The organism is Streptomyces sp. NPDC098781, assembly GCF_044759995.1.
GTDB lineage: Bacteria > Actinomycetota > Actinomycetes > Streptomycetales > Streptomycetaceae > Streptomyces.
This window is the reverse complement of the sequence record NZ_JBIWAK010000008.1, coordinates 105,581-123,606: the sequence shown is the minus strand read 5'-3', so window position 1 is coordinate 123,606 and position 18,026 is coordinate 105,581. Positions and strand designations below refer to the sequence as shown.

Sequence of the window (18,026 nt, the reverse complement as noted above, 5' to 3'; positions counted from 1 at the left end):
TGTGCGCGGACTCCTCGGTCACCGCCTACCAGGCGTACGCGCCGGAGACTGGCCTGCCGTGCGCCGGGGAGCTCCCGTCGGCGTAACAGAGGGACCGGACGACATGCAGCGGGTAGCGGTCCTTCAGGCAGACCCTGGTCCGGCTGGCGCAGCCTCACCGCAGGGCCCCGAGTGATCGCAGTACGGCTGATGGCCGCTCTGCCCGCAGGCGCACAGGATCGCCCTTGTCTCGGCGCGCGGGCCTTCCGCGGTGTCCACTCTCAGCTCACCGCGCACGGTCAGCTGCCCGAGGGGGCCGCGGACGATCCGCGCGGGCCGGTCCGGGTTCTCCGCCCCGCCGTCCGCGAGTTCGTACTGCAGCGCGCTCGAGGGGCAGCGCCGCACCACTTCGGCCAGACGGCCGGCCGCGGCACCGTCCGGCTGGATCCACGGGCGCATCGCCGTGTCGAAGACCTCATGCAGGCCACGGACGCACTCGGCGGCGTGCAGGCAACGCCTGGCCTCGAAGGTGACCGTGATCGATTGACCCTCGTACGCCTTCTTCTCGGATCTGACGCTCATTCCGGCCTCCTTCACCGCCGTGTCCGGCTGTTGAGTCGTACGTTCAGTCACGGACCTTGCTGCGAGACTGATACGGCAGGTCCTGGTACTCGGGGTGACAGGCGATCCAGCCCGCGAAGAACGAGCACGTGGCCGACGCGAGGAGCCCCGAGGCGCGTGCCTCGTCGAGGGCGGACGGACCAGGGCCGACCAACTCCCTTGCCCGCACACTCGGGCGCTACCTCGGTATGCACGAAAGCAACGAATTCCGCCGTACTGATGTACTCCGCGACGCCCGCGACCCTGGACTCTCCACCCACGCGGGCCTCATAGCGGTTCGCTCCGGGCGCGCCGGACGCGCCGGGCCCGGATCGATCAAGCGGACGTCCCGCGTTGGCCGACGATGCCGAGCGTGCGCTCTCGGCGGTTCCACATGACGACTGCCGCCAGGACGAGCAGCACCGCTGCCGGTACCGGACTTTCGTCGATCACAAACAGGCAGGTCAGGAATGCACCCGTCATGACTCCGGTGAGTACCAGACCACCCAGGGCACTCAGTCGGGGAACGACCAACAGTACGGCCCCGACCAGTTCCAGGGAGCCGGTGACGTACCGAAGCCATTGCCCGGCACCGACGTCCTGGAAGATTTTGACCATGTCCTGCGCGCCGGCCAACTTCGAGGCCCCCGCCATTACGAACACGCCGGCCAGAATGACCTGAAGGACCCACAGAGCGATGTTCCCAGCCTTTCCGCCCACCCTAGAGGCATTCCCTACAGAACCAGACATGTCTTCTCCCTAACACGCAAAGCGGTCGACGCTCACCGTCCGATGCAAGGCCGAACGCACACTTGAACTTTCATGTCACACCCTAGGGCGTGACGCATGAATGTTCAAATGAGAGTCTGATCATCCAAGCCGAGGGGCCGACTGTGCACCATCTGCTGACCGTGGCCGACCGTTCCGGTCGATGCGGCGGATCGTGGTCCGTGTGCGGGTGCGGCTTCTGGCCTGCCCTACACGCGGCTGCCCTCACGCCTCCCCAGCAGGTACCGGTGGCGACCAACCGCGCGACCCCGACGACGAACACGCCAAGATCCTGGAGTGGCTCACCGAGTAGTACTCGGCAGCGCGAGTGATCACGCTGCCGCGCTGATCACCGTCAACGCAGGCAGCCTGGCGTGAGGTTGGCAGCGGAGCTACGCGGAGTCGAGCCCCAGCCCCACCTGAGCGGATGGGGTCTTCGGCAAGGGCAGGGGCAGACGGTGATGTCGGCGGCGATGCCGGCGAACAGGTCGTCCTCGGGCAGTGAGGTGTCCACCAGCGAGCGGGCCAGCTCGTATTCGTCGGTCGGCCAGATCTCGCGCTGGACGTCGAGCGGCACCAGGAACCACGGGCCGTCCGGGTCGATCTGGGTGGCGTGGGCGATCAGCGCTCGGTCGCGCACAGCGAACCAGTCGGCGCGCTGTACCCGGGTGGTGAACTCGCGCTCCTCGCGGCCCTCCTTGTCCCAGTCGGCGATCCACTCGCCGAAGGGGGACACGTGGCCGTGCTCCACCAGGTAGGCGTGAAGGGCGCGGATCCGGGCCATCGACATACCGTGGTTGTAGTACACCTTCAGCGGCTGCCAAGGCTCACCGGACTCCGGGTAGCCGTCGGAGTCCCCGGCCGCTTCGAAGGCGGCAATCGTGATCGTGTGGGTCATGATGTGGTCGGGATGCGGGTAACCGCCGCTCTCGTCGTACGTGGTGATCACGTGCGGACGGAACTCCCGGATCAGCCGGACCAGCGGCTCGGCCGCCTTCTCCACCGGCACCAGCGCGAAGCAACCCTCGGGCAGCGGGGGCAGCGGGGCCCCCTCCGGCAGGCCGGAGTCGATGAACCCCAGCCACGCCTGCTTGACACCCAGGATCTCGCGGGCGGCGTCCATCTCCTTGCGCCGCACCTCGTGGAGGTTGGCCTCGACCTCCGGGTCCCCCTGGAGCTTCGGGTTGAGAACGGAGCCGCACTCTCCCCCGGTGTACGTGGCCACCAGGACATCCACACCCTGGGCGACGTACTTCGCCATGCTGGCAGCAACCTTGCTGGACTCGTCGTCCGGGTGCGCGTGGACCGCCATCAGCCGCAACTGCTCTGTCAACGGATGCTCCTTCCGCATCGCCTCGCTGCGAGCACCGGAGACCTTCCCGGGGCCCTCCGCGCCGAACGGAGGCCCACTGAGCGGCCTGCCGTGCCTTCTATGGTGGTGATGTTGTGCGCGTATCGCCCCACCGTCGCCATGGCAGTCAACTCAAGCCTCTTATCGGGCATCTGAGCTCATGTCACGGCGACCGCCACTGGCGCCCGGAGCGGGCCGGAGCCCGCTGCCCGTCCAGAAACAGCAGCAGATGACGGTGCACGAAGCGGTCGACGCTCACCGACTGACGCGAGGCCAAACCTTCACTTGAGCTTTCATGTCACATCCTGGGTGGCAACTCATGAAGGTTCAAGCGTGATGCCGTATCATGAATCTTCATGAGTGACATTCCTGAGGTGATCGCCCGGCTGGAACGGGTCGAGACCGAGCTTGCCCTGCGCCGCGCGGCGCACCAGTACTGCGTCGCGGGCGACCTGCGCGATCTCGAGCTTTGGCGTGGCGTGTGGACGCCGGACGCTGTGTGGGAGCTCAGCCCCGAAATGGTGTTCACCGGTATCGAGGCGATCTGCGAAACCGTCGAACGACAGTGGCAGATGTTCCCGGCCATGTCGCACGGAACGGTCAATCTCGACGTCGACGTGGAGGCCGCTACCTGCCGCAGCGACGTCATCGTCCACATCCAGCTCCAGGACACCAACTGGGTCACCGGCGGAGCCACCTACCTCGACGAGTACCGCCGCCACGACGGCGCCTGGCGCATTGCGCGGCGGACGGTGACCCGGACGTTCAACGTCGGGCCGATCCCAAACTGGGGGCCGCCAGGGGAGCGGTAGCCAGCCACGGGCCTGTGCGACGGTCACGGCGGCGTTCGGTCGTTGACGTCGAGTTTGGTGAACACGTGCAGCAGGTGGATTTTCACGGTGGCCTCACTCACGTTCAGCTCGTGGCTGATGGCGATGCTGGACAGCCCACGGGCGACGAGCGCGAGCACCTCGGCCTCGCGCTCAGGACCGGCCGTTGCATGGCGGGGCGGTCACGCGCGTGGTTGCCACCGGGGAGGCCAGGGACCGTATGGCCACGCGTGGTGGCACGGACAGCGTCGACGAGCTAGCCTCGGGCCTTCACGCGGGCAGGGTGTCTGATGGGCGATCAGATCTGGCCGCAGCCGGCCCGAAGGCCCTGACATCGATCAGGGACGGGCAGAACTACCTGAACATGTCTGGAAGTTGACCGGATCCGCGGCGCCGGATGCCGGCGGGCAGGTGACGTTTGACCTCGACGGTGTGCTGGTGCTGGCCCACTCCGACAAACAGGATGCCGTCCCGACCTGGAAGAACCCGCGGCCACCATCCGCCGATGGGCTTTGTCCACCATGGCAGGGGCGGCACTGGCGAACCGGTCGCGGGCCTGCTGCGGCTCGGCAACGCCGGCTCCAACACCGCAGCCGACCACATCACCGCCACCCGCATCGCTCTGGCCCAGCTTCCGTAGCGACACCGGCGCGGGCCAGGCACGCTGATCCGGACCGACTCCGCCGGCGGCACGCACGAGTTCGTGGCCTGGCTCGCCCAGCGCGGACGGTGGCTGTCGTACTCGGTCGGGATGATCATCATCGAACAGATTCACGAGGCTGTGCTCAAGGTCCCCGCCCCCGCCTGGACGCCGGCGATCGAACCGGACGGTGAGATCCGGGACGGAGCCTGGGTCGCCGAACTCACCGGCGACTGCCGCAAAAGCTGGCCCAAGGGGATGCGGCTGATCGTCCGCAAGGAACGTCCCCATCCGGGAGCCCAGTTGCGCATCACCGACGCCTACGGGCTGCGGCTCACCGCGTTCGCGACCAACACGGCCGACGGGCCGATCGCCGTACTGGAGCTGCGACACCGCCAGCGCGCTCGGGCCGAGGACCGCATCCGGGCCGCGCGGGCCACCGGCCTGCGTACTCTGCCCCAGCACGACATCGCGCAGAACCAGATCTGGCTACAGATCGTCCAGCTCGCCCTGGACCTGCTGGCCTGGCTGCCGCTGCTGGCCCTGTCTGACCTGCAGACCTCGGCTCTGGGAGCCCCGCCTGCTACGACTCCGCCTGTTCTCCGCCGCCGCCCAGCTTGCGTTGAACGGCAGGGCACTGGCGGAGACCCCCGGCTCACCGCCGCGGACGGCGGGGTGCGTGATGCGGCCGACGTGCCACAACTGGAGGACGACCCTGCCGCCCGCTTCGTGGACGGCGTGGTGACGCGGCGCCAGCCGGCGACCTGCGCCTCGTGTGCCGCCGCCCGCCGCCGGACGGCGGGTCGACCAGTCGATACCGTGCGGGGTCAGCAGAGCCTCGACCGCCGCGCCCACGGAATCCGGGCAGCGGCCGGTGAGCAGGGTGTAGTCGGCCGCCCCAGGTGCGGTACGACGAGCTGCTCCGCGAGTACCTCCGGCTCGCAAGCGCCGGCGCATTCGGCCTGGCGGCGCACATAGCCGTGCAGTTGGTCCTTGTGGGAGCGTGCCTGCCGCACCGCGGGGTGCGACGGGTCACGGAACTCGGTGCCGAGGTTCACGAAGAAGCAGCCGGAGAACCTGGGAGCCTCTCCGCGGACGCGTTGCGCCTCGAAGATTCCCAGCAGCCGCTCACGTGGTGTGGCGTCGTCGGTCTCGTCGGGGAAGTCCCGCACGGCCATGTCGTGACACCGGTCAAGGACCTCTGTCAGGAGTTCACCCTTGGACCGGAACTGCTTGTAGATCGGCGGCAATGCGGTCCACGCCCACGGCGTGGAACCCCTCACGGTGGAACAGGCGGGTGGCGTGCTCCACCAGGCGGTCCCTGGTGCTTTCACCAGCCATGATGTGACTGCAACACCCACGGAAACAGATCTGTTTCCTGGTGGCCGAGCCGGGTGGACGGCACGATGGCCCCTGCGGGCGCAACCGGGCCCGATGCCGCGTTCGCGTAACGGAGGACGCGTCACGTCGTAGTCGTAGCCCTTGTCGGACCCTGTACGCGCGGTCCGCTGCGGGAAACCGATGGGCGGGATGCCACAGGCGACGGACGTGAGGTCCTGCTCCTCGAGGGGCGGCGTAGAGGAAGCCGATGGCGAGGTGCAGACCGGGCCATTGGGTGACCCCGTGGCACTCAGCCTGTGTTGGATCACACGCGTAACGGGGCCCTGGGTCACCAGGGCCCCGTTACGGGTTCAGCCGCAAAGCCGACCGAACAGGCCGCTGGCGCGTTCGCGTTTGCACTCGGCTACGGCGATGGAAGCCTCTCGCTCGCCTTCCGGCGGGCGACGGTGTCAGACCCGGACCGTCTTGAGGGCGCGGGCCCAGGATTCCAGCTGGTCGAACAGGGTGGTCGCGGCGGCGTCGTGCTGCGCGGCCGGCTTGAAGAGGGAGAAGTTCTCGAAGTCGGTGAACAGCGAGAAGGACAGCTGCTGACGCACGTGGGCCAGCTGCAGTTCGCTGGCCACGCCCCGAAGGTGCTCGATGGCCCGGGCGCCGCCGAGTGAACCGTAGGAGACGAAGGCGGCGGCCTTGTTGTTCCACTCGCCGTACAGGTAGTCGATCGCGTTCTTGAGTACGCCGGAGGTCGAGTGGTTGTACTCGGGGGTCACGAAGATGTACCCGTCGAACTCGGCGATCTTGGCCGCCCACGCCTGAGTGTGACCGCCCTGGTACTGGCCCATGGCCGGCGGGATGGCCTCGTCCAGGTGGGGCAGTGGGTAGTCGGCGAGGTCGACCAGCTCGTACTCGACGCCGGCGCGGGCGCCGGAGCGGTCCACCACCCAGTCCGCGACGGCCTTGCCGTTGCGGCCGGGCCGGGTGCTGCCGAGGATGACGGCGATCTTCAGGTCACTCATGTGGTCTTCTCCTTGACGGGCCGACCAGTACAAGGCCGACCACTTCACTTGAACTTTCATGTCACAGCCTAGACCGAGCACTCATGAATGTTCAAATCTGAATCGCGTCTCCTGAACGTTCATGCCAGATAGACTCCGGGCATGCCTGAACAGCCTCGGCCGTCGAACGATCAGCCCCGCTGGCTGACCCCGGCAGAACGGGAGACTTGGCAGCAGTTCGCAATGATGCTGCACAGACTGCCTGCCGCCCTGGGAGCGCAGCTTCAGCAGGACGCAGACCTCAGTTACATCGAGTACTACGTCCTTGCCGGACTCTCCGACCAGCCGGAACACCGCATGCGGATGAGCGACCTGGCCGTCCTCGCCAACTCCGAGCAGTCCCGCCTCTCCCACATGATCAGCAGGCTGGAACGCCGAGGCTTCGTCCGCCGCGAACCCGACCCCACCAACGGCCGCTACACCCACGCGATCCTGACCGACGCCGGCCACGCCCATCTCACCGAAGCCGCCCCAGGACACGTGGCCCGGGTACGCGACCTCGTCTTCGACGTGCTCGACCCCGCCGAGCTGGACAACCTGCGCACCGCCGCCGAGAAGATCAGCGAGCGCATCGACCACTGGGAGCAGCCGAAGTAACCCCGCAAAGACACCGCCGCGTCTAACAGCTGCCGCCGCGGGACGCCACGCCGTGAGGGACGTCCGGCCAGTCGAGGACTGCGGCTCCGACAAGCGCGGCCAGTGCAAGGTGCTCACCCACCAGGGCGTCGAAGGTACTGCGGCGCACCGCGCCGGACCATGCGATCGCCGTGCGGCAGGCGCTGTTCGAGCGGCTGAACCCCGCACAGCGGTAGATCGTCGGCATGATCATGGGGATTGGCGCCGAAGGTCTTCAGGTGGGCCTGCCCTGGCTCGGCCGAGCCGGTCACTCAGGAAGCCGGGGTGGGCCAGGAGCCTTGGGTGCGGGGTGTACCATCCTCGCGCCCTTCCTCAGGGGGTGACCGGTGTCTCCATGGGCAACCACCGGGACCGCCACCTCGACCTCGACGCCCTCGCTGCCCGGGTTGCGGTTGACCAGGGTCAGGGCAATGAGCGTGGCGATCAACAGCACGCCGACGCCGAACCAGAGGGCGTTGGCGTAGCCATGCACCACACCCTGCAGCTGGACCAGCTGCGGCTTCGTCGCAACGTCGGCGATGTGATCCTTGACGTACGAGGTCGTCGCGGAGGCGGCGATCGTGTTCAGCAGGGCGGTGCCGATCGCGCCGCCCACCTGCTGCGAGGTGTTGATCATCGCGGAGGCGACACCGGCGTCCCCGGGTTCGATGCCCAGGGTGGGCAGGGACATGGCGGGCGGCAACGCCGTACCCATGCCGAGACCGAGCAGCACCAGCGCCGGCAGGACGGTCGAGGCGTATGACGAGCCGACCTCCAGCCGGGCCAGCAGCAACATGCCGACCGCAGACACCAGAAAGCCTGGACCCATCAGGAACCGGGCCGGGACGCGTGCCCCCAGACGCGTGCCGATCTGGGTCGAGCCGACCATCATGCCCGCGACCATCGGCAGGAAGGAGAATCCGCTCTCGACCGGCGAGTAACCCTTCACGACCTGCAAGAAATAGGTCAGGAACAGGAAACTGCCGAACGTCGCGATGACCGCGATGCCGAGGGAGAGGTAGACGCCGCCGCGGTTGCGGTCCATGACCACGCGCAGGGGCAGCAGCGGGGCCTCGACCTTGGCTTCGGTGATCACGAAGGCGAGGAGCAGGACCGCCGACGCGACGAACAAAGAGATGGTCGTGGTGTCGCTCCAGCCGTCGGACTCGGCCCGGGTGAAGCCGTAGACCAGCGAGACCAGACCGAGGGTGGACAGGACGACGCCGGGGATGTCGAGCGGGGAGCGGTTGCGGCCGCTCTCGGGCTCACGGACGACGAAGTAGGCACCCGTCGCCGCGACGATCGCGAACGGGATGTTGACGAAGAACGTCCAGCGCCAGTCCATGTACTCGGTGAGCACGCCGCCGAGAATGAAGCCGACGGCGCTGCCGCCACCGGCGATAGCGCCGAAGATGCCGAACGCCTTGGCGCGCTCCTTGCCGTCCATGAACATCACGGCAAGGAGGGAGAGCGCGGCGGGGGCGAGCAGGGCACCGAAGGCGCCTTGGAGGGCGCGGGCGCCGAACATCGCCGCACCGGTGGTTGCCGCGCCGCCGAGCGCGGAGGCGGCGGCGAAGCCGACCAGTCCTATGACGAACGCTCGCTTGCGGCCCCACAGGTCGGATACCCGGCCGCCGAACAGGAGCAGACCGCCGAAGGCCAGAGCGTAGGCCGTGACGACCCACTGCCGGTCGCCGTCGGAGATGCCCAGGTCCTGCTGGGCAGAAGGCAGGGCGATGTTCACGATGGTGGTGTCGAGGACGACCATCAGCTGGGCGAGCGCGATGAAGACGAGGGCCTTCCAGCGGTTGGCGTGTGCGTCACCGGGAGCCTTGAAAGCTGTTGGGGACATGAAGGTACCCACTTCGGGAAAGACAGAGCTGACTGAGGGTGGCTGAGAGCGTGAGGGAGACACGGCTCGCCCACATCGACGGCCGACGGTCCCGACGCGTGTGACGCGCACAGAGCCGTCGAGGCACGCCGGACGACGCGAGGCCAGGCCCTCACTTGAAATTTCACGTCAGACCCTAGACGGCGATTCATGAAGGTTCAACCGTGAGCTGGCGCAGCGGGTGACGTCGTCAGGGGATGACAGCACCGACGGAGGTGCCCACGGCAGCAGCCAACGACTAGCCGGTCGGTACGGGCGGGGATCGGCGGGGCGGGTGGAGCTCAGGTGTAGGCGTCCTCGATGGCGACTCGTCGCACTGTGCGCAGCGTCGACTGGAGACTGTCCAGATCGGTCGAACCGAGAGCGAGGCGGAGCGCCTGCGGCGTGTGCTTCGAGGTGGTGAAGGGCTCCGCCGTGCTCACCGAGATGCGCTGACGCGCGAGGGAGGCGGTCAGGCGATCGGCGCGTGCGTCGTCGGGCAGCGTCAGCCATGTGAAGTAGGACGACGGGTGGCTGATGAGCGGCAGGCCCGCCAGTTCTCGTCCGGCGAGCGCCTGGCGGGCCCTGGCGTCGTCTCGTTTTTGCGCTTCCAAGCGGTCGACCGTGCCGTCCTCGATCCAGCGGCAGGCGATCGCGGTGGTGAGGGCCGGGGTGTTCCACGTGGTCACCCGGATCGCACGTTCGAGCGACGGCACCCTGGACGGCGGGGCGACGACGAAGCCGACCCGGAGGCCGGTGGCGACGCTCTTGGACAGTCCCGAGATGTAGACGGTGATGTCCGGTGCACTCGCGGCCAGGGGCGGTGGAGGGTCCTCTACCAGGTAGGCGTATGCGGCGTCTTCGATGATGAGCGGACCGTGCCGCCGGGCGATCTCGATCAGACGGGTGCGGTCAGTTGCCGACATGACCCACCCAAGAGGGTTGTGCAGGGTCGGCATGGTGTAGACGGCGCGCACAGGGCGGGTCGCGCACAGCCTCTCGAAGGCATCGAGATCCGGCCCGTTGGCCGTTGTGGGAATGGGTTCCAAGTCGAGATGAAAGGCTTGCGCGAGCATCTTGAAACCCGGGTAGGTGAGCGCGTCGACCGCGACGACGTCGCCGGCGTTGAGCGCGGCCATGACGGTGATGGCCAAGCCGTGCTGCGCACCGTTGACGATGAGGATCCGATCCGCGTCAGGAGTGATTCCTCGATGTGTCAGGTGCCGAGCGATCGAGGCTCTGTCCTGGGGACGCCCTCGATGTGGTTGGTAGCGCAGCAGCGAGTCGAGTTCACCTGAGGTGGCCACCTCTCGCAGAGTCTGCCGTAGGAGATCGGCCTGGCCGGGCAGGGACGGATAGTTGAAGTTGAGATCGACCGCATCCGTGGCGACGACATGCAGATCGATGCCGTGACCGGAGGGGGCCGCCATGTCACGCACGAACGTGCCGCGGCCCTGTTCCCGGCTCACCAAGCCCATGGCTTCCAGTTCGGCGTACACCCGAGTCGCGGTCACCACGGCGATGCCCTCGCGGGCGGCGAGCCCGCGGTGTGTCGGCAGCCGCACGCCTGCGGCAAGCCGGCCTGTCCGGATGTCAGACGCGAGCGAGTCGACCAGGATTTTGTACCGCGAGGCTGCCATACGCCGAATTGTATCCATGACAATTCTTTGACTGTCCTGTTCGCGGGTCCCTACCGTCAAGGCCCACTCATCCGGAAGGACAGCCGCCATGCACATCGCCATCCTCACCTTCGAGGGCTACAACGAGCTCGACTCCCTGATCGCGCTCAACGTGCTCAACCGCGCCAAGACCGACGACTGGCGCGTCACGATCGCCACCCCCAGCCCGAAGGTGACGTCAAGGAACGGGGTGGTCATTGAACAAATGTCCACCATCGAGGAGGCGTGCGCCGCTGACGCGGTCATCGTCGGCAGTGGCATCGCCACCCGCGAGGTCGTCGAGGACCAGGCGATCATGAACATCCTGCGCGGCCTGGACCCCTCGCGCCAACTCATCGCCGCGCAGTGCTCCGGCGCGCTTGTGCTGGCCAAGCTCGGCCTGCTCGATGACATCCCCGCCTGCACCGACCTGACCACCAAGCCCTGGGTGATCGCCGCCGGCGTCGAGGTACTCAACCAGCCCTTCTACGCCAAGGACAACATCGCCACCGCCGGCGGCTGCCTCGCCTCGCACTACCTCGCCGCCTGGATCATCGCCCGCCTCCAGGGCAACGACGCCGCCGAAAGCGCACTGCACTATGTCGCCCCGGTCGGCGAGAAGGAGGAATACATCGAGCGCGCGTGGCGCAACATCACCCCCTACCTGCCCGCTCCCACACCGTCGCTCGTCTGAAACGACCAGTCGCACGCAGTGACCGGCCAGGAAGCAGTGGCCCGGCAGCCTGGCTGCGCAGCCCGAACACCAGCGGATCGAGGACTACAAGCCGCCCTGGGTCGAATACGGCGATGTGGACGGCGTCGTCAGCGACCAAGGGGGCCGTACTCTGACGCGTCGGGACACCTGAGTGTCAAACAGCGGGTCTCCCTTTTGCCCGTCCCAGGCCAGCGCGCGGCCGCCCCCCGTAGTCAGATGAACCGTCGCGCGACGGTAAGGGCCCGGCGTCCCGAAGCCGGGATGCCGGGCCCCCCTTACCGGGGCGCGATCAGGCGGGGCGGATGTTCTCAGCCTGCGGGCCCTTCTGGCCCTGCGTGACGTCGAACTCGACCTTCTGGCCCTCCTGCAACTCGCGGTAGCCCTGGCTGGCGATGTTGGAGTAGTGGGCGAAGACGTCGGGGCCGCCGCCCTCCTGCTCGATGAAGCCGAAGCCCTTCTCGCTGTTGAACCACTTCACTGTGCCCTTGGCCATGACTGTCTCCTTTGGAGAAACCGGGCACGCACCCTGCGCGACCGGGAGGTGATCGCCCTGGTCCGGAGAGGCGCTGAACAGCAAGAACGCCCGTGAGGCGATCACGGGCGAACGGAACTTCGGAACCACGACTGCTGATCACAACGCTATAACGGCATGACGGAAGCCGCTAGCGAAAACGCGCCAGCATCCCGCACGGAACGAAGGGCTGGGTCGCCCGTGAGGCTCAGCCGATGGTGATCAAGCAGTTTCGCGCCCTTCCTCTGCACAAGGCTGCGGCGAGGCATGACCTCTCCCCGCCGCCGACTGTTCTCCAGGTGGGCCCCACCGGTCATGCGTGACCGGCCCCTCCCCACACGACGTCACCTTCGACTTCCCGGAACCGGCTCGAGACCAGGGACGAGCCACCCCCGCGTGACCTCGTCGTCGAGTTCGATGGGGCACCACATCGGCTTCCTGCATGGCGGGCGGGGGCGGCAAGCGCCTCTGTGACACCGCCGTCTGCCTGCCCGGCGAAGGAAGCTGCCTCGGGCCCTCTCAGCCCACTTGCTCCTGAGCGCCGAAGACACCCGAGTGTCGACTACTGCGAGTGGACCAGTGCCGAGGCCCGCCGGGAGGCAGCGCACGTCGGAAAACACGACAGGGTGCACGAGATCTTGTCCAGCACCGGGCGAACGGTTCGGCCACGGAAGGTGGTACCGCTTTCACCGCTCCCTGTCCCCGGTCGCCGGCGTGATCCGCTCGTGCCGAGGCACGCTGCGGGTGCCCCGCCCCGTCGGGACAAGGACATCGCACAGGCAGTGGATCACCCTGTCCCGCTCTCCGGGTACCGTCAGGGTATGAGTCATCCGCACCCCGAGCTGAAAGCCGCCCCGCCCCTTCCTGAAGGAGGGCTGCGGGTCATCGCCCTGGGCGGCCTGGGTGAGATCGGCCGCAACATGACCGTCTTCGAGCACGCGGGCAAGCTGCTCATCGTCGACTGCGGCGTACTGTTCCCCGAGGAGACCCAGCCCGGCGTGGACGTGATCCTGCCGGACTTCACCTCGATCCGCGACCGGCTGGACGACATCGTGGCCGTGGTCCTCACCCACGGCCACGAGGACCACATCGGCGGCGTACCGTACCTGCTGCGCGAGCGGTCCGACATTCCCGTCGTCGGCTCCAAGCTGACGCTGGCGTTCCTGGAGGCCAAGCTCAAGGAACACGGCATCCGGCCGCGCACGGTGCGGGTGCGGGAGGGCGACCGGCGTGGCTTCGGGCCCTTCGACTGCGAGTTCGTGGCGGTCAACCACTCCATCCCCGACAGCCTCGCGGTCGCGATCCGCACCCGGGCCGGGATGGTGCTGCACACTGGCGACTTCAAGATGGACCAGTTCCCTCTCGACGACCGCATCACCGATCTGCGCGCCTTCGCCCGCCTCGGCGAGGAGGGCGTGGACCTGTTCCTCACCGACTCCACCAACGCCGAAGTGCCCGGCTTCACCACCTCCGAGCGAGAGCTGAACCCGGCGATCGAGCAGGTGATGCGCACCGCGCCGCGCCGGGTCATCGTCTCCAGCTTCGCCAGCCACGTGCACCGCATCCAGCAGGTCCTGGACGCCGCCCACCAGCACGGCCGTAAGGTCGCCTTCGTCGGCCGGTCGATGGTCCGCAACATGGGCATCGCCCGTGACCTGGGCTATCTGAAGGTCCCCTCCGGTCTGGTCGTGAACACGAAGGAGTTGGAGAAGCTTCCGGATCACAAGATCGCTCTGGTGTGCACCGGCTCCCAGGGCGAACCGATGGCCGCGCTGTCACGGATGGCCAACCGCGACCACATGATCCGCATCGGCAAGGACGACACCGTCCTGCTCGCCAGCTCCCTCATCCCCGGCAACGAGAACGCCATCTACCGGGTGATCAACGGACTCACCCGCTGGGGCGCCCACGTGGTCCACAAGGGCAACGCCAAGGTGCACGTCTCCGGACACGCCAGCGCCGGCGAACTCGTCTACTGCTACAACATCGTCAAACCCCGCAACGTCATGCCCGTGCACGGCGAATGGCGCCACCTGCGGGCCAACGCCGACCTCGCCATCCGTACCGGTGTCGACCCCGACCGGGTCGTCATCGCCGAGGACGGCGTCGTCGTCGACCTGATCGACGGACGCGCATCCATCACCGGCAAGGTCCCCGCCGGCAACGTCTACGTGGACGGCATGGAGGTCGGCGGCGCGACCGAAGCGTCCCTCAAGGACCGCCTCACCCTCGCCGCCGAAGGCGTGGTCACGGTGGTGGCGATCGTCGACGCGGACACCGGCGCCCTCGCCGAGGCCCCCGACTTCCTGGCCCGGGGCTTCGTCCACGACGACGACACCTTCGAGCCGGTCATCCCCGTCATCGAGAAGACCCTGGCCACCGCAGCTGAGGAAGGCGTCGGGGACGCCCGCCAACTCGAACAACTCGTCGCCCGCGCCGTGGCGAACTGGGCGTTCCGCACCCACCGCCGCAGGCCCCTCATCATCCCCGTCATCATCGACGCCTGAGCCGCGGCCCGGCCGCGCGTCCGCGGTTCAGGTGGCCGCCCCGCGAGCATCGGGGTCGGGCACGCCCGGACCGGACGGTGGCGAAGCCGCCGGGCGCCCGCGGCGAGGCGGATCGCCTCGCCGCGGGCGGCCGGCAGGTTCGCGAGGGAGTCGGTGTTGCGGGCGACCGTCCGTCCGTCGTTCAGCCGCAGCAGGACGGGGAACGAATGTCCTTGCCACGCGGATGCCTACCGTCACCCCGGACGGCCGCAGTCGATTTTCACAGCGGTACAGGGGCACGCGAGGGCTCAGGCGAGTCCTCCGGCTACGCCCCGCCCGCGACGCGCGCACGGGCATGCGCACGTCGCGGGCCACAGCACGGGATGCGTGAGTCGATAGCGCAAGTGCCGATGAAGCGGTCAGATCGCGGGACTCATCGACTCAGCCGCCGCTCTTGCGCCTGAACGACCGCTGGCTCGCAGCCGGGCCGTGCGCCGAACGCACCTTCGACGCACCGGACTTGGCGGCAACAGCAGCGGCATCCGCCTGCGCACCGCGCTTGCGCGCGAGGGCTTCACGGAACTTGCGCTTGAGGTCGTAGTTGCCGTCGCTGTCCGGCTCCAGAGGGGACGTCTCGGGGGCAGCCGGCTCCGAACCTTCCGTAGATACGGGCTCTGCGGTCATGGTGACCTCCTGGGTTCGGGGGGTGGGCAAGCACAGCTTGTCATGCTGGGCGCAGTTCGAGGCGCCGGCAACATCATCCTGCTCCGTTTCGGCGGGCATCCCTCTCGCGGCCAAAGGCGTTGACTTCGTGGGTGAGGCACACAGGACGGCTTCGGGCCGGGCCGAGGGTCGTCGATCCCGTGGCCAGGCTGCCAGGGCAACGACTCTCAGCCGGTGCGACGCACGAGGGCGGCCCTGCGGGCCTCGGCGAGCTTGCGGGCCTCGCCCGCCTTTCGGGACTTGCCGCCGGCGCCGCGGGAGGTGCCCTTGCTGGTGCCGAGGCCGCGGAAGGGAGCGTTGGTGTTCTTGGGTCGGGGGACGGCGGGCGCGCCCTCGAGCGGGATCCCGGAGGGAGTCTTGGCGCCGGTGATCCGGCTCAGCTCCGCCTCGCCCGAGCGCACCTTGGTGACGGTCGGCTCGATGCCGGCCTCGGCCATCATGCGGCTCGTCTCACGGCGCTGGCCCGCCAGCACGAGCGTGACCACGCTGCCGGACTCACCGGCGCGGGCGGTGCGGCCCGCCCGGTGCACATAGTCCTTGGCATCGGTGGGCGGGTCGACGTTGACCACGAGATCGAGGTCGTCGACGTGCAGGCCACGGGCCGCGACATTGGTCGCCACCAGAACGGTGATCTGGCTGTTCTTGAACTGCGCCAGGGTCCGTGTGCGCTGTGGCTGGGACTTGCCGCTGTGCAGGGCCCCGGCGTGCACCCCGCTGGCCCGCAGATGCCGGGTGAGCTGGTCGACGGCGTGCTTGGTGTCGAGGAACAGCAGTACGCGGCCGTCGCGGGCGGCGATTTCCGTGATGACGGCGTAGCGGTCAGGGCCGTGGACGACCAGAACGTGGTGCTCCATCGTCGTGACTGTGCCCGCGGCCGGGTCGACCGAGTGGACGACGGGGTCGTGGAGGTAGCGGCGGACCAGTTGATCGACGTCGCGGTCGAGAGTGGCCGAGAAGAGCATCCGCTGACCGTCGGGGTGCACCTGGTCGAGCACGTCGGCAACCTGCGGCAGGAATCCCAAGTCGCACATCTGGTCGGCCTCGTCCAGCACGGTGATCCTCACCCGTCCCAGGCGGCAGGCATTGCGCTCGATCAGGTCGTGCAGGCGTCCGGGGGTGGCGACGACCACCTCGGCTCCCTGGCGCAGCGCGGCGACCTGCCGACCGATCGACGTTCCGCCGACGACCGCGGCGATCCGCAGCCGCAGTGCCTCGGCGTACGGCGCCAGCGCCTGGGTGACCTGTTGGGCCAGCTCCCGGGTAGGCACCAGGATCAGAGCAAGGGGCTGCTTCGGTTCCGCGCGCCGCCCGGCCGTCCGTGCGAGTAGCGGCAGGCCGAAGGCGAGCGTCTTACCTGATCCGGTGCGCCCGCGTCCCAGGATGTCGCGCCCCTCCAGGGCATCGGGCAGTGTGGCTGCCTGGATCGGAAAGGGTTCGCGCACCCCGAGTTCGCTCAGTGTCCGCAGCACCTCCGTCGGCAGTTCCAGACCGGCGAAGGTGACGGCCGGGAGCAGCGCCGGAGTCGTTGTCCCAGGCTGGGCGGGACTGCCGTGAGCGATGCCGGAGTCATGGGGATGCTTCATGAACAGCCTTCCGCAAGGGAACGTACCGAGGAAGGCCCGGCAGGTTTGAACAGCCCACGCACAGGCCGAACGGAACAGACAGAATCGCCCACCGCGACGACCACGCAAACGCGTGAGACTAGCACGGCATGACCTCGCGCCGCTGATACCGATTGCCCCTGTCTGCGGGTGCCGGCAGCGGGTCGGCCTGGAACAACCGTTCCCCTTGAAGAACGGCCCCACCCCACAGGAGAGCTGTCGAGCCACGCATCGAGCACGGGATCTGGCTCCCGTGGCCGACCGGGAAGACCGGCATTGCCGTTTACCGCCCGAGGAGTTCCCGGACTATCGGCTGATGCTCGCGTCACTGGGCGAGGTCACCACCCGTGGGACGGTCCAGGAACTACTTCTGCGAGCCCTGGAAGAGCAGCCCGGCGAGGGCATCGCGGCAGACCGCTGACGCAGGCGATCACGGCGCCAGGGCAGAGGAGACCACACACACGGAGCGCGCGGCGTCCAGCGGCTCCTGCATGCCGGCCACCACACGGTCGAAGCCGGGGCCCCGCCAACCGGCACACCGCGTCATTCCGAAGGAATGCGAAACTCGAATTCGGGACGGTCCCACGGCACGGCGGGTGGGTTCGCGAGCGCGGTCCCGATCCGCACTGCACCTGCGCGGTGGTAGAAGTCCTCGGCGGGAAGATGCGACACGACCTTGACACGGTCGATCCCGGCGGCACGGGCCTCGGACTGCATGTGCGCGACGAGCAGCCGTCCAATACCCCGTCCTTGCACGTCGTCGGCGACGAACAGCAGGTCGAGCTCCGGTGGAGCGAGGACGAGCGAGTAGAACCCGAGGACCCGGCCTTCGTGCTCGTCGGCGCCGACGGCCACAAAGGTGCGGTGGGCCTCGATGTAATCCGGACCGACCCGGTAGCCCGCGACTGCCGCTGCGTACTTACCCTCGTAGGCCCCTGAGCCACGCACGAGCCGCGTGAGCCGTTTGGCATCCCGCGCGACGGCCCGCCGTATCGTGACCGGCTGACTGATCGGGGAAGTGCGTGAATTCATCGGGAGAGTATTTCGCAGCGAGGAGTGCCTTCGTGCGGCGGGTCGGCTGCTCGGGCAGGATTCCTGCACCGCTCCCGGGAACCGTCTGCCCAGGCCCCGATCGACCATGTCACTGCCACCGCATCGACCGCCGCCGACAGCGACTGGGACGCCCGAACCGCTGCGGAGGAGCTGGATAACGGGGTGGTCAACCGCTGCTTCCCCTGGGCTGCCGCAGCGAGGGCCGGCCTGTGCAGGACGACTTCAGGCTGGCC

General features: G+C 68.3%; 17 protein-coding genes and 2 pseudogenes. 5 read left to right on the top strand and 14 right to left on the bottom strand.

Going from position 1 to position 18,026, the window contains the following annotated elements:
• Positions 1 to 123 precede the first annotated feature (123 nt).
• From ACIQWG_RS29865 to mca, 4 genes and pseudogenes are all read right to left on the bottom strand, one after another.
• Positions 124 to 561 carry a (4Fe-4S)-binding protein gene (locus ACIQWG_RS29865; protein WP_404101289.1) on the bottom strand — a complete coding sequence of 146 codons (438 nt, stop codon included), beginning with the start codon at positions 559 to 561 and terminating at the stop codon, positions 124 to 126.
• A gap of 43 nt (positions 562 to 604) precedes the next feature.
• A pseudogene (locus tag ACIQWG_RS29860) lies at positions 605 to 860 on the bottom strand (GNAT family N-acetyltransferase).
• 55 nt (positions 861 to 915) lie between these two features.
• Positions 916 to 1,329, bottom strand: coding sequence for a DoxX family protein (locus ACIQWG_RS29855; protein ID WP_404101288.1), 414 nt, complete (start codon positions 1,327 to 1,329; stop codon positions 916 to 918).
• A gap of 373 nt (positions 1,330 to 1,702) precedes the next feature.
• Positions 1,703 to 2,680: a mycothiol conjugate amidase Mca gene (mca, locus tag ACIQWG_RS29850; RefSeq protein WP_404101286.1), complete on the bottom strand. Its 978-nt coding sequence runs from the start codon at positions 2,678 to 2,680 to the stop codon at positions 1,703 to 1,705.
• A gap of 374 nt (positions 2,681 to 3,054) precedes the next feature.
• On the opposite strand from mca, the gene ACIQWG_RS29845 reads away from it, so the two are divergent.
• Positions 3,055 to 3,510 carry a nuclear transport factor 2 family protein gene (locus ACIQWG_RS29845; RefSeq protein ID WP_404101284.1) on the top strand — a complete coding sequence of 152 codons (456 nt, stop codon included), beginning with the start codon at positions 3,055 to 3,057 and terminating at the stop codon, positions 3,508 to 3,510.
• A gap of 23 nt (positions 3,511 to 3,533) precedes the next feature.
• Here the strand turns inward: ACIQWG_RS29845 and ACIQWG_RS29840 are convergent, their stop codons facing one another.
• Complete coding sequence (locus ACIQWG_RS29840) at positions 3,534 to 3,668, bottom strand: helix-turn-helix transcriptional regulator (RefSeq protein ID WP_404101282.1); 135 nt, start codon at positions 3,666 to 3,668, stop codon at positions 3,534 to 3,536.
• 164 nt (positions 3,669 to 3,832) lie between these two features.
• Between ACIQWG_RS29840 and ACIQWG_RS29835 the strand changes: the two are divergent.
• Positions 3,833 to 4,802 (top strand): annotated as a pseudogene (locus ACIQWG_RS29835) (IS1380 family transposase); the annotation flags it as partial.
• Positions 4,803 to 4,995: 193 nt separating this feature from the next.
• On the opposite strand, the gene ACIQWG_RS29830 reads toward ACIQWG_RS29835, so the two are convergent.
• The 3 genes from ACIQWG_RS29830 to ACIQWG_RS29820 all read right to left on the bottom strand — a co-directional run bounded on the left by ACIQWG_RS29830 (position 4,996) and on the right by ACIQWG_RS29820 (position 6,522).
• Entirely contained in the window at positions 4,996 to 5,346 is a 351-nt protein-coding gene (locus tag ACIQWG_RS29830; RefSeq protein WP_404101281.1) for a hypothetical protein, read from the bottom strand.
• A 34-nt stretch (positions 5,347 to 5,380) separates the two neighbouring features.
• Positions 5,381 to 5,509 (bottom strand): hypothetical protein, encoded by a 129-nt coding sequence (locus ACIQWG_RS29825; protein ID WP_404101279.1) that lies wholly within the window; start codon positions 5,507 to 5,509, stop codon positions 5,381 to 5,383.
• A gap of 449 nt (positions 5,510 to 5,958) precedes the next feature.
• Positions 5,959 to 6,522, bottom strand: a complete 564-nt coding sequence (locus ACIQWG_RS29820) for an NADPH-dependent FMN reductase (RefSeq protein ID WP_404101278.1) — start codon at positions 6,520 to 6,522, stop codon at positions 5,959 to 5,961.
• A 141-nt stretch (positions 6,523 to 6,663) separates the two neighbouring features.
• On the opposite strand from ACIQWG_RS29820, the gene ACIQWG_RS29815 reads away from it, so the two are divergent.
• Positions 6,664 to 7,158, top strand: a complete 495-nt coding sequence (locus ACIQWG_RS29815) for a MarR family winged helix-turn-helix transcriptional regulator (RefSeq protein WP_404101276.1) — start codon at positions 6,664 to 6,666, stop codon at positions 7,156 to 7,158.
• Between the two features lie 286 nt (positions 7,159 to 7,444).
• On the opposite strand, the gene ACIQWG_RS29810 is transcribed toward ACIQWG_RS29815, so the two are convergent.
• On the bottom strand, positions 7,445 to 9,028 hold the full coding sequence (locus ACIQWG_RS29810; RefSeq protein WP_404101274.1) for an MFS transporter: 1,584 nt from the start codon (positions 9,026 to 9,028) through the stop codon (positions 7,445 to 7,447).
• 320 nt (positions 9,029 to 9,348) lie between these two features.
• Positions 9,349 to 10,686 (bottom strand): PLP-dependent aminotransferase family protein, encoded by a 1,338-nt coding sequence (locus ACIQWG_RS29805; protein WP_404101272.1) that lies wholly within the window; start codon positions 10,684 to 10,686, stop codon positions 9,349 to 9,351.
• A gap of 88 nt (positions 10,687 to 10,774) precedes the next feature.
• On the opposite strand from ACIQWG_RS29805, the gene ACIQWG_RS29800 reads away from it, so the two are divergent.
• The gene (locus ACIQWG_RS29800) at positions 10,775 to 11,398 is read left to right on the top strand and encodes a DJ-1/PfpI family protein (RefSeq protein WP_404101270.1); all 624 of its coding nucleotides are present in this window, start codon (positions 10,775 to 10,777) and stop codon (positions 11,396 to 11,398) included.
• A 310-nt stretch (positions 11,399 to 11,708) separates the two neighbouring features.
• Here the strand turns inward: ACIQWG_RS29800 and ACIQWG_RS29795 are convergent, their stop codons facing one another.
• Positions 11,709 to 11,912 (bottom strand): cold-shock protein, encoded by a 204-nt coding sequence (locus ACIQWG_RS29795; RefSeq protein WP_014670069.1) that lies wholly within the window; start codon positions 11,910 to 11,912, stop codon positions 11,709 to 11,711.
• A gap of 839 nt (positions 11,913 to 12,751) precedes the next feature.
• Between ACIQWG_RS29795 and ACIQWG_RS29790 the strand changes: the two genes are divergently transcribed.
• Positions 12,752 to 14,437 carry a ribonuclease J gene (locus ACIQWG_RS29790; RefSeq protein WP_404101268.1) on the top strand — a complete coding sequence of 562 codons (1,686 nt, stop codon included), beginning with the start codon at positions 12,752 to 12,754 and terminating at the stop codon, positions 14,435 to 14,437.
• Positions 14,438 to 14,857: 420 nt separating this feature from the next.
• Here the strand turns inward: ACIQWG_RS29790 and ACIQWG_RS29785 are convergent, their stop codons facing one another.
• From ACIQWG_RS29785 to ACIQWG_RS29775, 3 genes are all read right to left on the bottom strand, one after another.
• Positions 14,858 to 15,100 carry a DUF5302 domain-containing protein gene (locus tag ACIQWG_RS29785; RefSeq protein ID WP_404089104.1) on the bottom strand — a complete coding sequence of 81 codons (243 nt, stop codon included), beginning with the start codon at positions 15,098 to 15,100 and terminating at the stop codon, positions 14,858 to 14,860.
• A gap of 206 nt (positions 15,101 to 15,306) precedes the next feature.
• Positions 15,307 to 16,722 carry a DEAD/DEAH box helicase gene (locus tag ACIQWG_RS29780; RefSeq protein WP_404101267.1) on the bottom strand — a complete coding sequence of 472 codons (1,416 nt, stop codon included), beginning with the start codon at positions 16,720 to 16,722 and terminating at the stop codon, positions 15,307 to 15,309.
• Between the two features lie 561 nt (positions 16,723 to 17,283).
• Positions 17,284 to 17,772 (bottom strand): GNAT family N-acetyltransferase, encoded by a 489-nt coding sequence (locus ACIQWG_RS29775; RefSeq protein ID WP_404101265.1) that lies wholly within the window; start codon positions 17,770 to 17,772, stop codon positions 17,284 to 17,286.
• Positions 17,773 to 18,026 lie beyond the last annotated feature (254 nt).

What these genes read in the sequence shown, in the direction of transcription:
- ACIQWG_RS29865 (WP_404101289.1), bottom strand. Translation starts at nt 561, where the DNA reads ATGAGCGTCAGATCCGAGAAGAAGGCGTACGAGGGTCAATCGATCACG.
- ACIQWG_RS29855 (WP_404101288.1), bottom strand. Translation starts at nt 1,329, where the DNA reads ATGTCTGGTTCTGTAGGGAATGCCTCTAGGGTGGGCGGAAAGGCTGGG.
- ACIQWG_RS29845 (WP_404101284.1), top strand. Translation starts at nt 3,055, where the DNA reads ATGAGTGACATTCCTGAGGTGATCGCCCGGCTGGAACGGGTCGAGACC.
- ACIQWG_RS29830 (WP_404101281.1), bottom strand. Translation starts at nt 5,346, where the DNA reads ATGGCCGTGCGGGACTTCCCCGACGAGACCGACGACGCCACACCACGT.
- ACIQWG_RS29825 (WP_404101279.1), bottom strand. Translation starts at nt 5,509, where the DNA reads ATGGCTGGTGAAAGCACCAGGGACCGCCTGGTGGAGCACGCCACCCGC.
- ACIQWG_RS29820 (WP_404101278.1), bottom strand. Translation starts at nt 6,522, where the DNA reads ATGAGTGACCTGAAGATCGCCGTCATCCTCGGCAGCACCCGGCCCGGC.
- ACIQWG_RS29815 (WP_404101276.1), top strand. Translation starts at nt 6,664, where the DNA reads ATGCCTGAACAGCCTCGGCCGTCGAACGATCAGCCCCGCTGGCTGACC.
- ACIQWG_RS29810 (WP_404101274.1), bottom strand. Translation starts at nt 9,028, where the DNA reads ATGTCCCCAACAGCTTTCAAGGCTCCCGGTGACGCACACGCCAACCGC.
- ACIQWG_RS29805 (WP_404101272.1), bottom strand. Translation starts at nt 10,686, where the DNA reads ATGGCAGCCTCGCGGTACAAAATCCTGGTCGACTCGCTCGCGTCTGAC.
- ACIQWG_RS29800 (WP_404101270.1), top strand. Translation starts at nt 10,775, where the DNA reads ATGCACATCGCCATCCTCACCTTCGAGGGCTACAACGAGCTCGACTCC.
- ACIQWG_RS29795 (WP_014670069.1), bottom strand. Translation starts at nt 11,912, where the DNA reads ATGGCCAAGGGCACAGTGAAGTGGTTCAACAGCGAGAAGGGCTTCGGC.
- ACIQWG_RS29790 (WP_404101268.1), top strand. Translation starts at nt 12,752, where the DNA reads ATGAGTCATCCGCACCCCGAGCTGAAAGCCGCCCCGCCCCTTCCTGAA.
- ACIQWG_RS29785 (WP_404089104.1), bottom strand. Translation starts at nt 15,100, where the DNA reads ATGACCGCAGAGCCCGTATCTACGGAAGGTTCGGAGCCGGCTGCCCCC.
- ACIQWG_RS29780 (WP_404101267.1), bottom strand. Translation starts at nt 16,722, where the DNA reads ATGAAGCATCCCCATGACTCCGGCATCGCTCACGGCAGTCCCGCCCAG.
- ACIQWG_RS29775 (WP_404101265.1), bottom strand. Translation starts at nt 17,772, where the DNA reads ATGAATTCACGCACTTCCCCGATCAGTCAGCCGGTCACGATACGGCGG.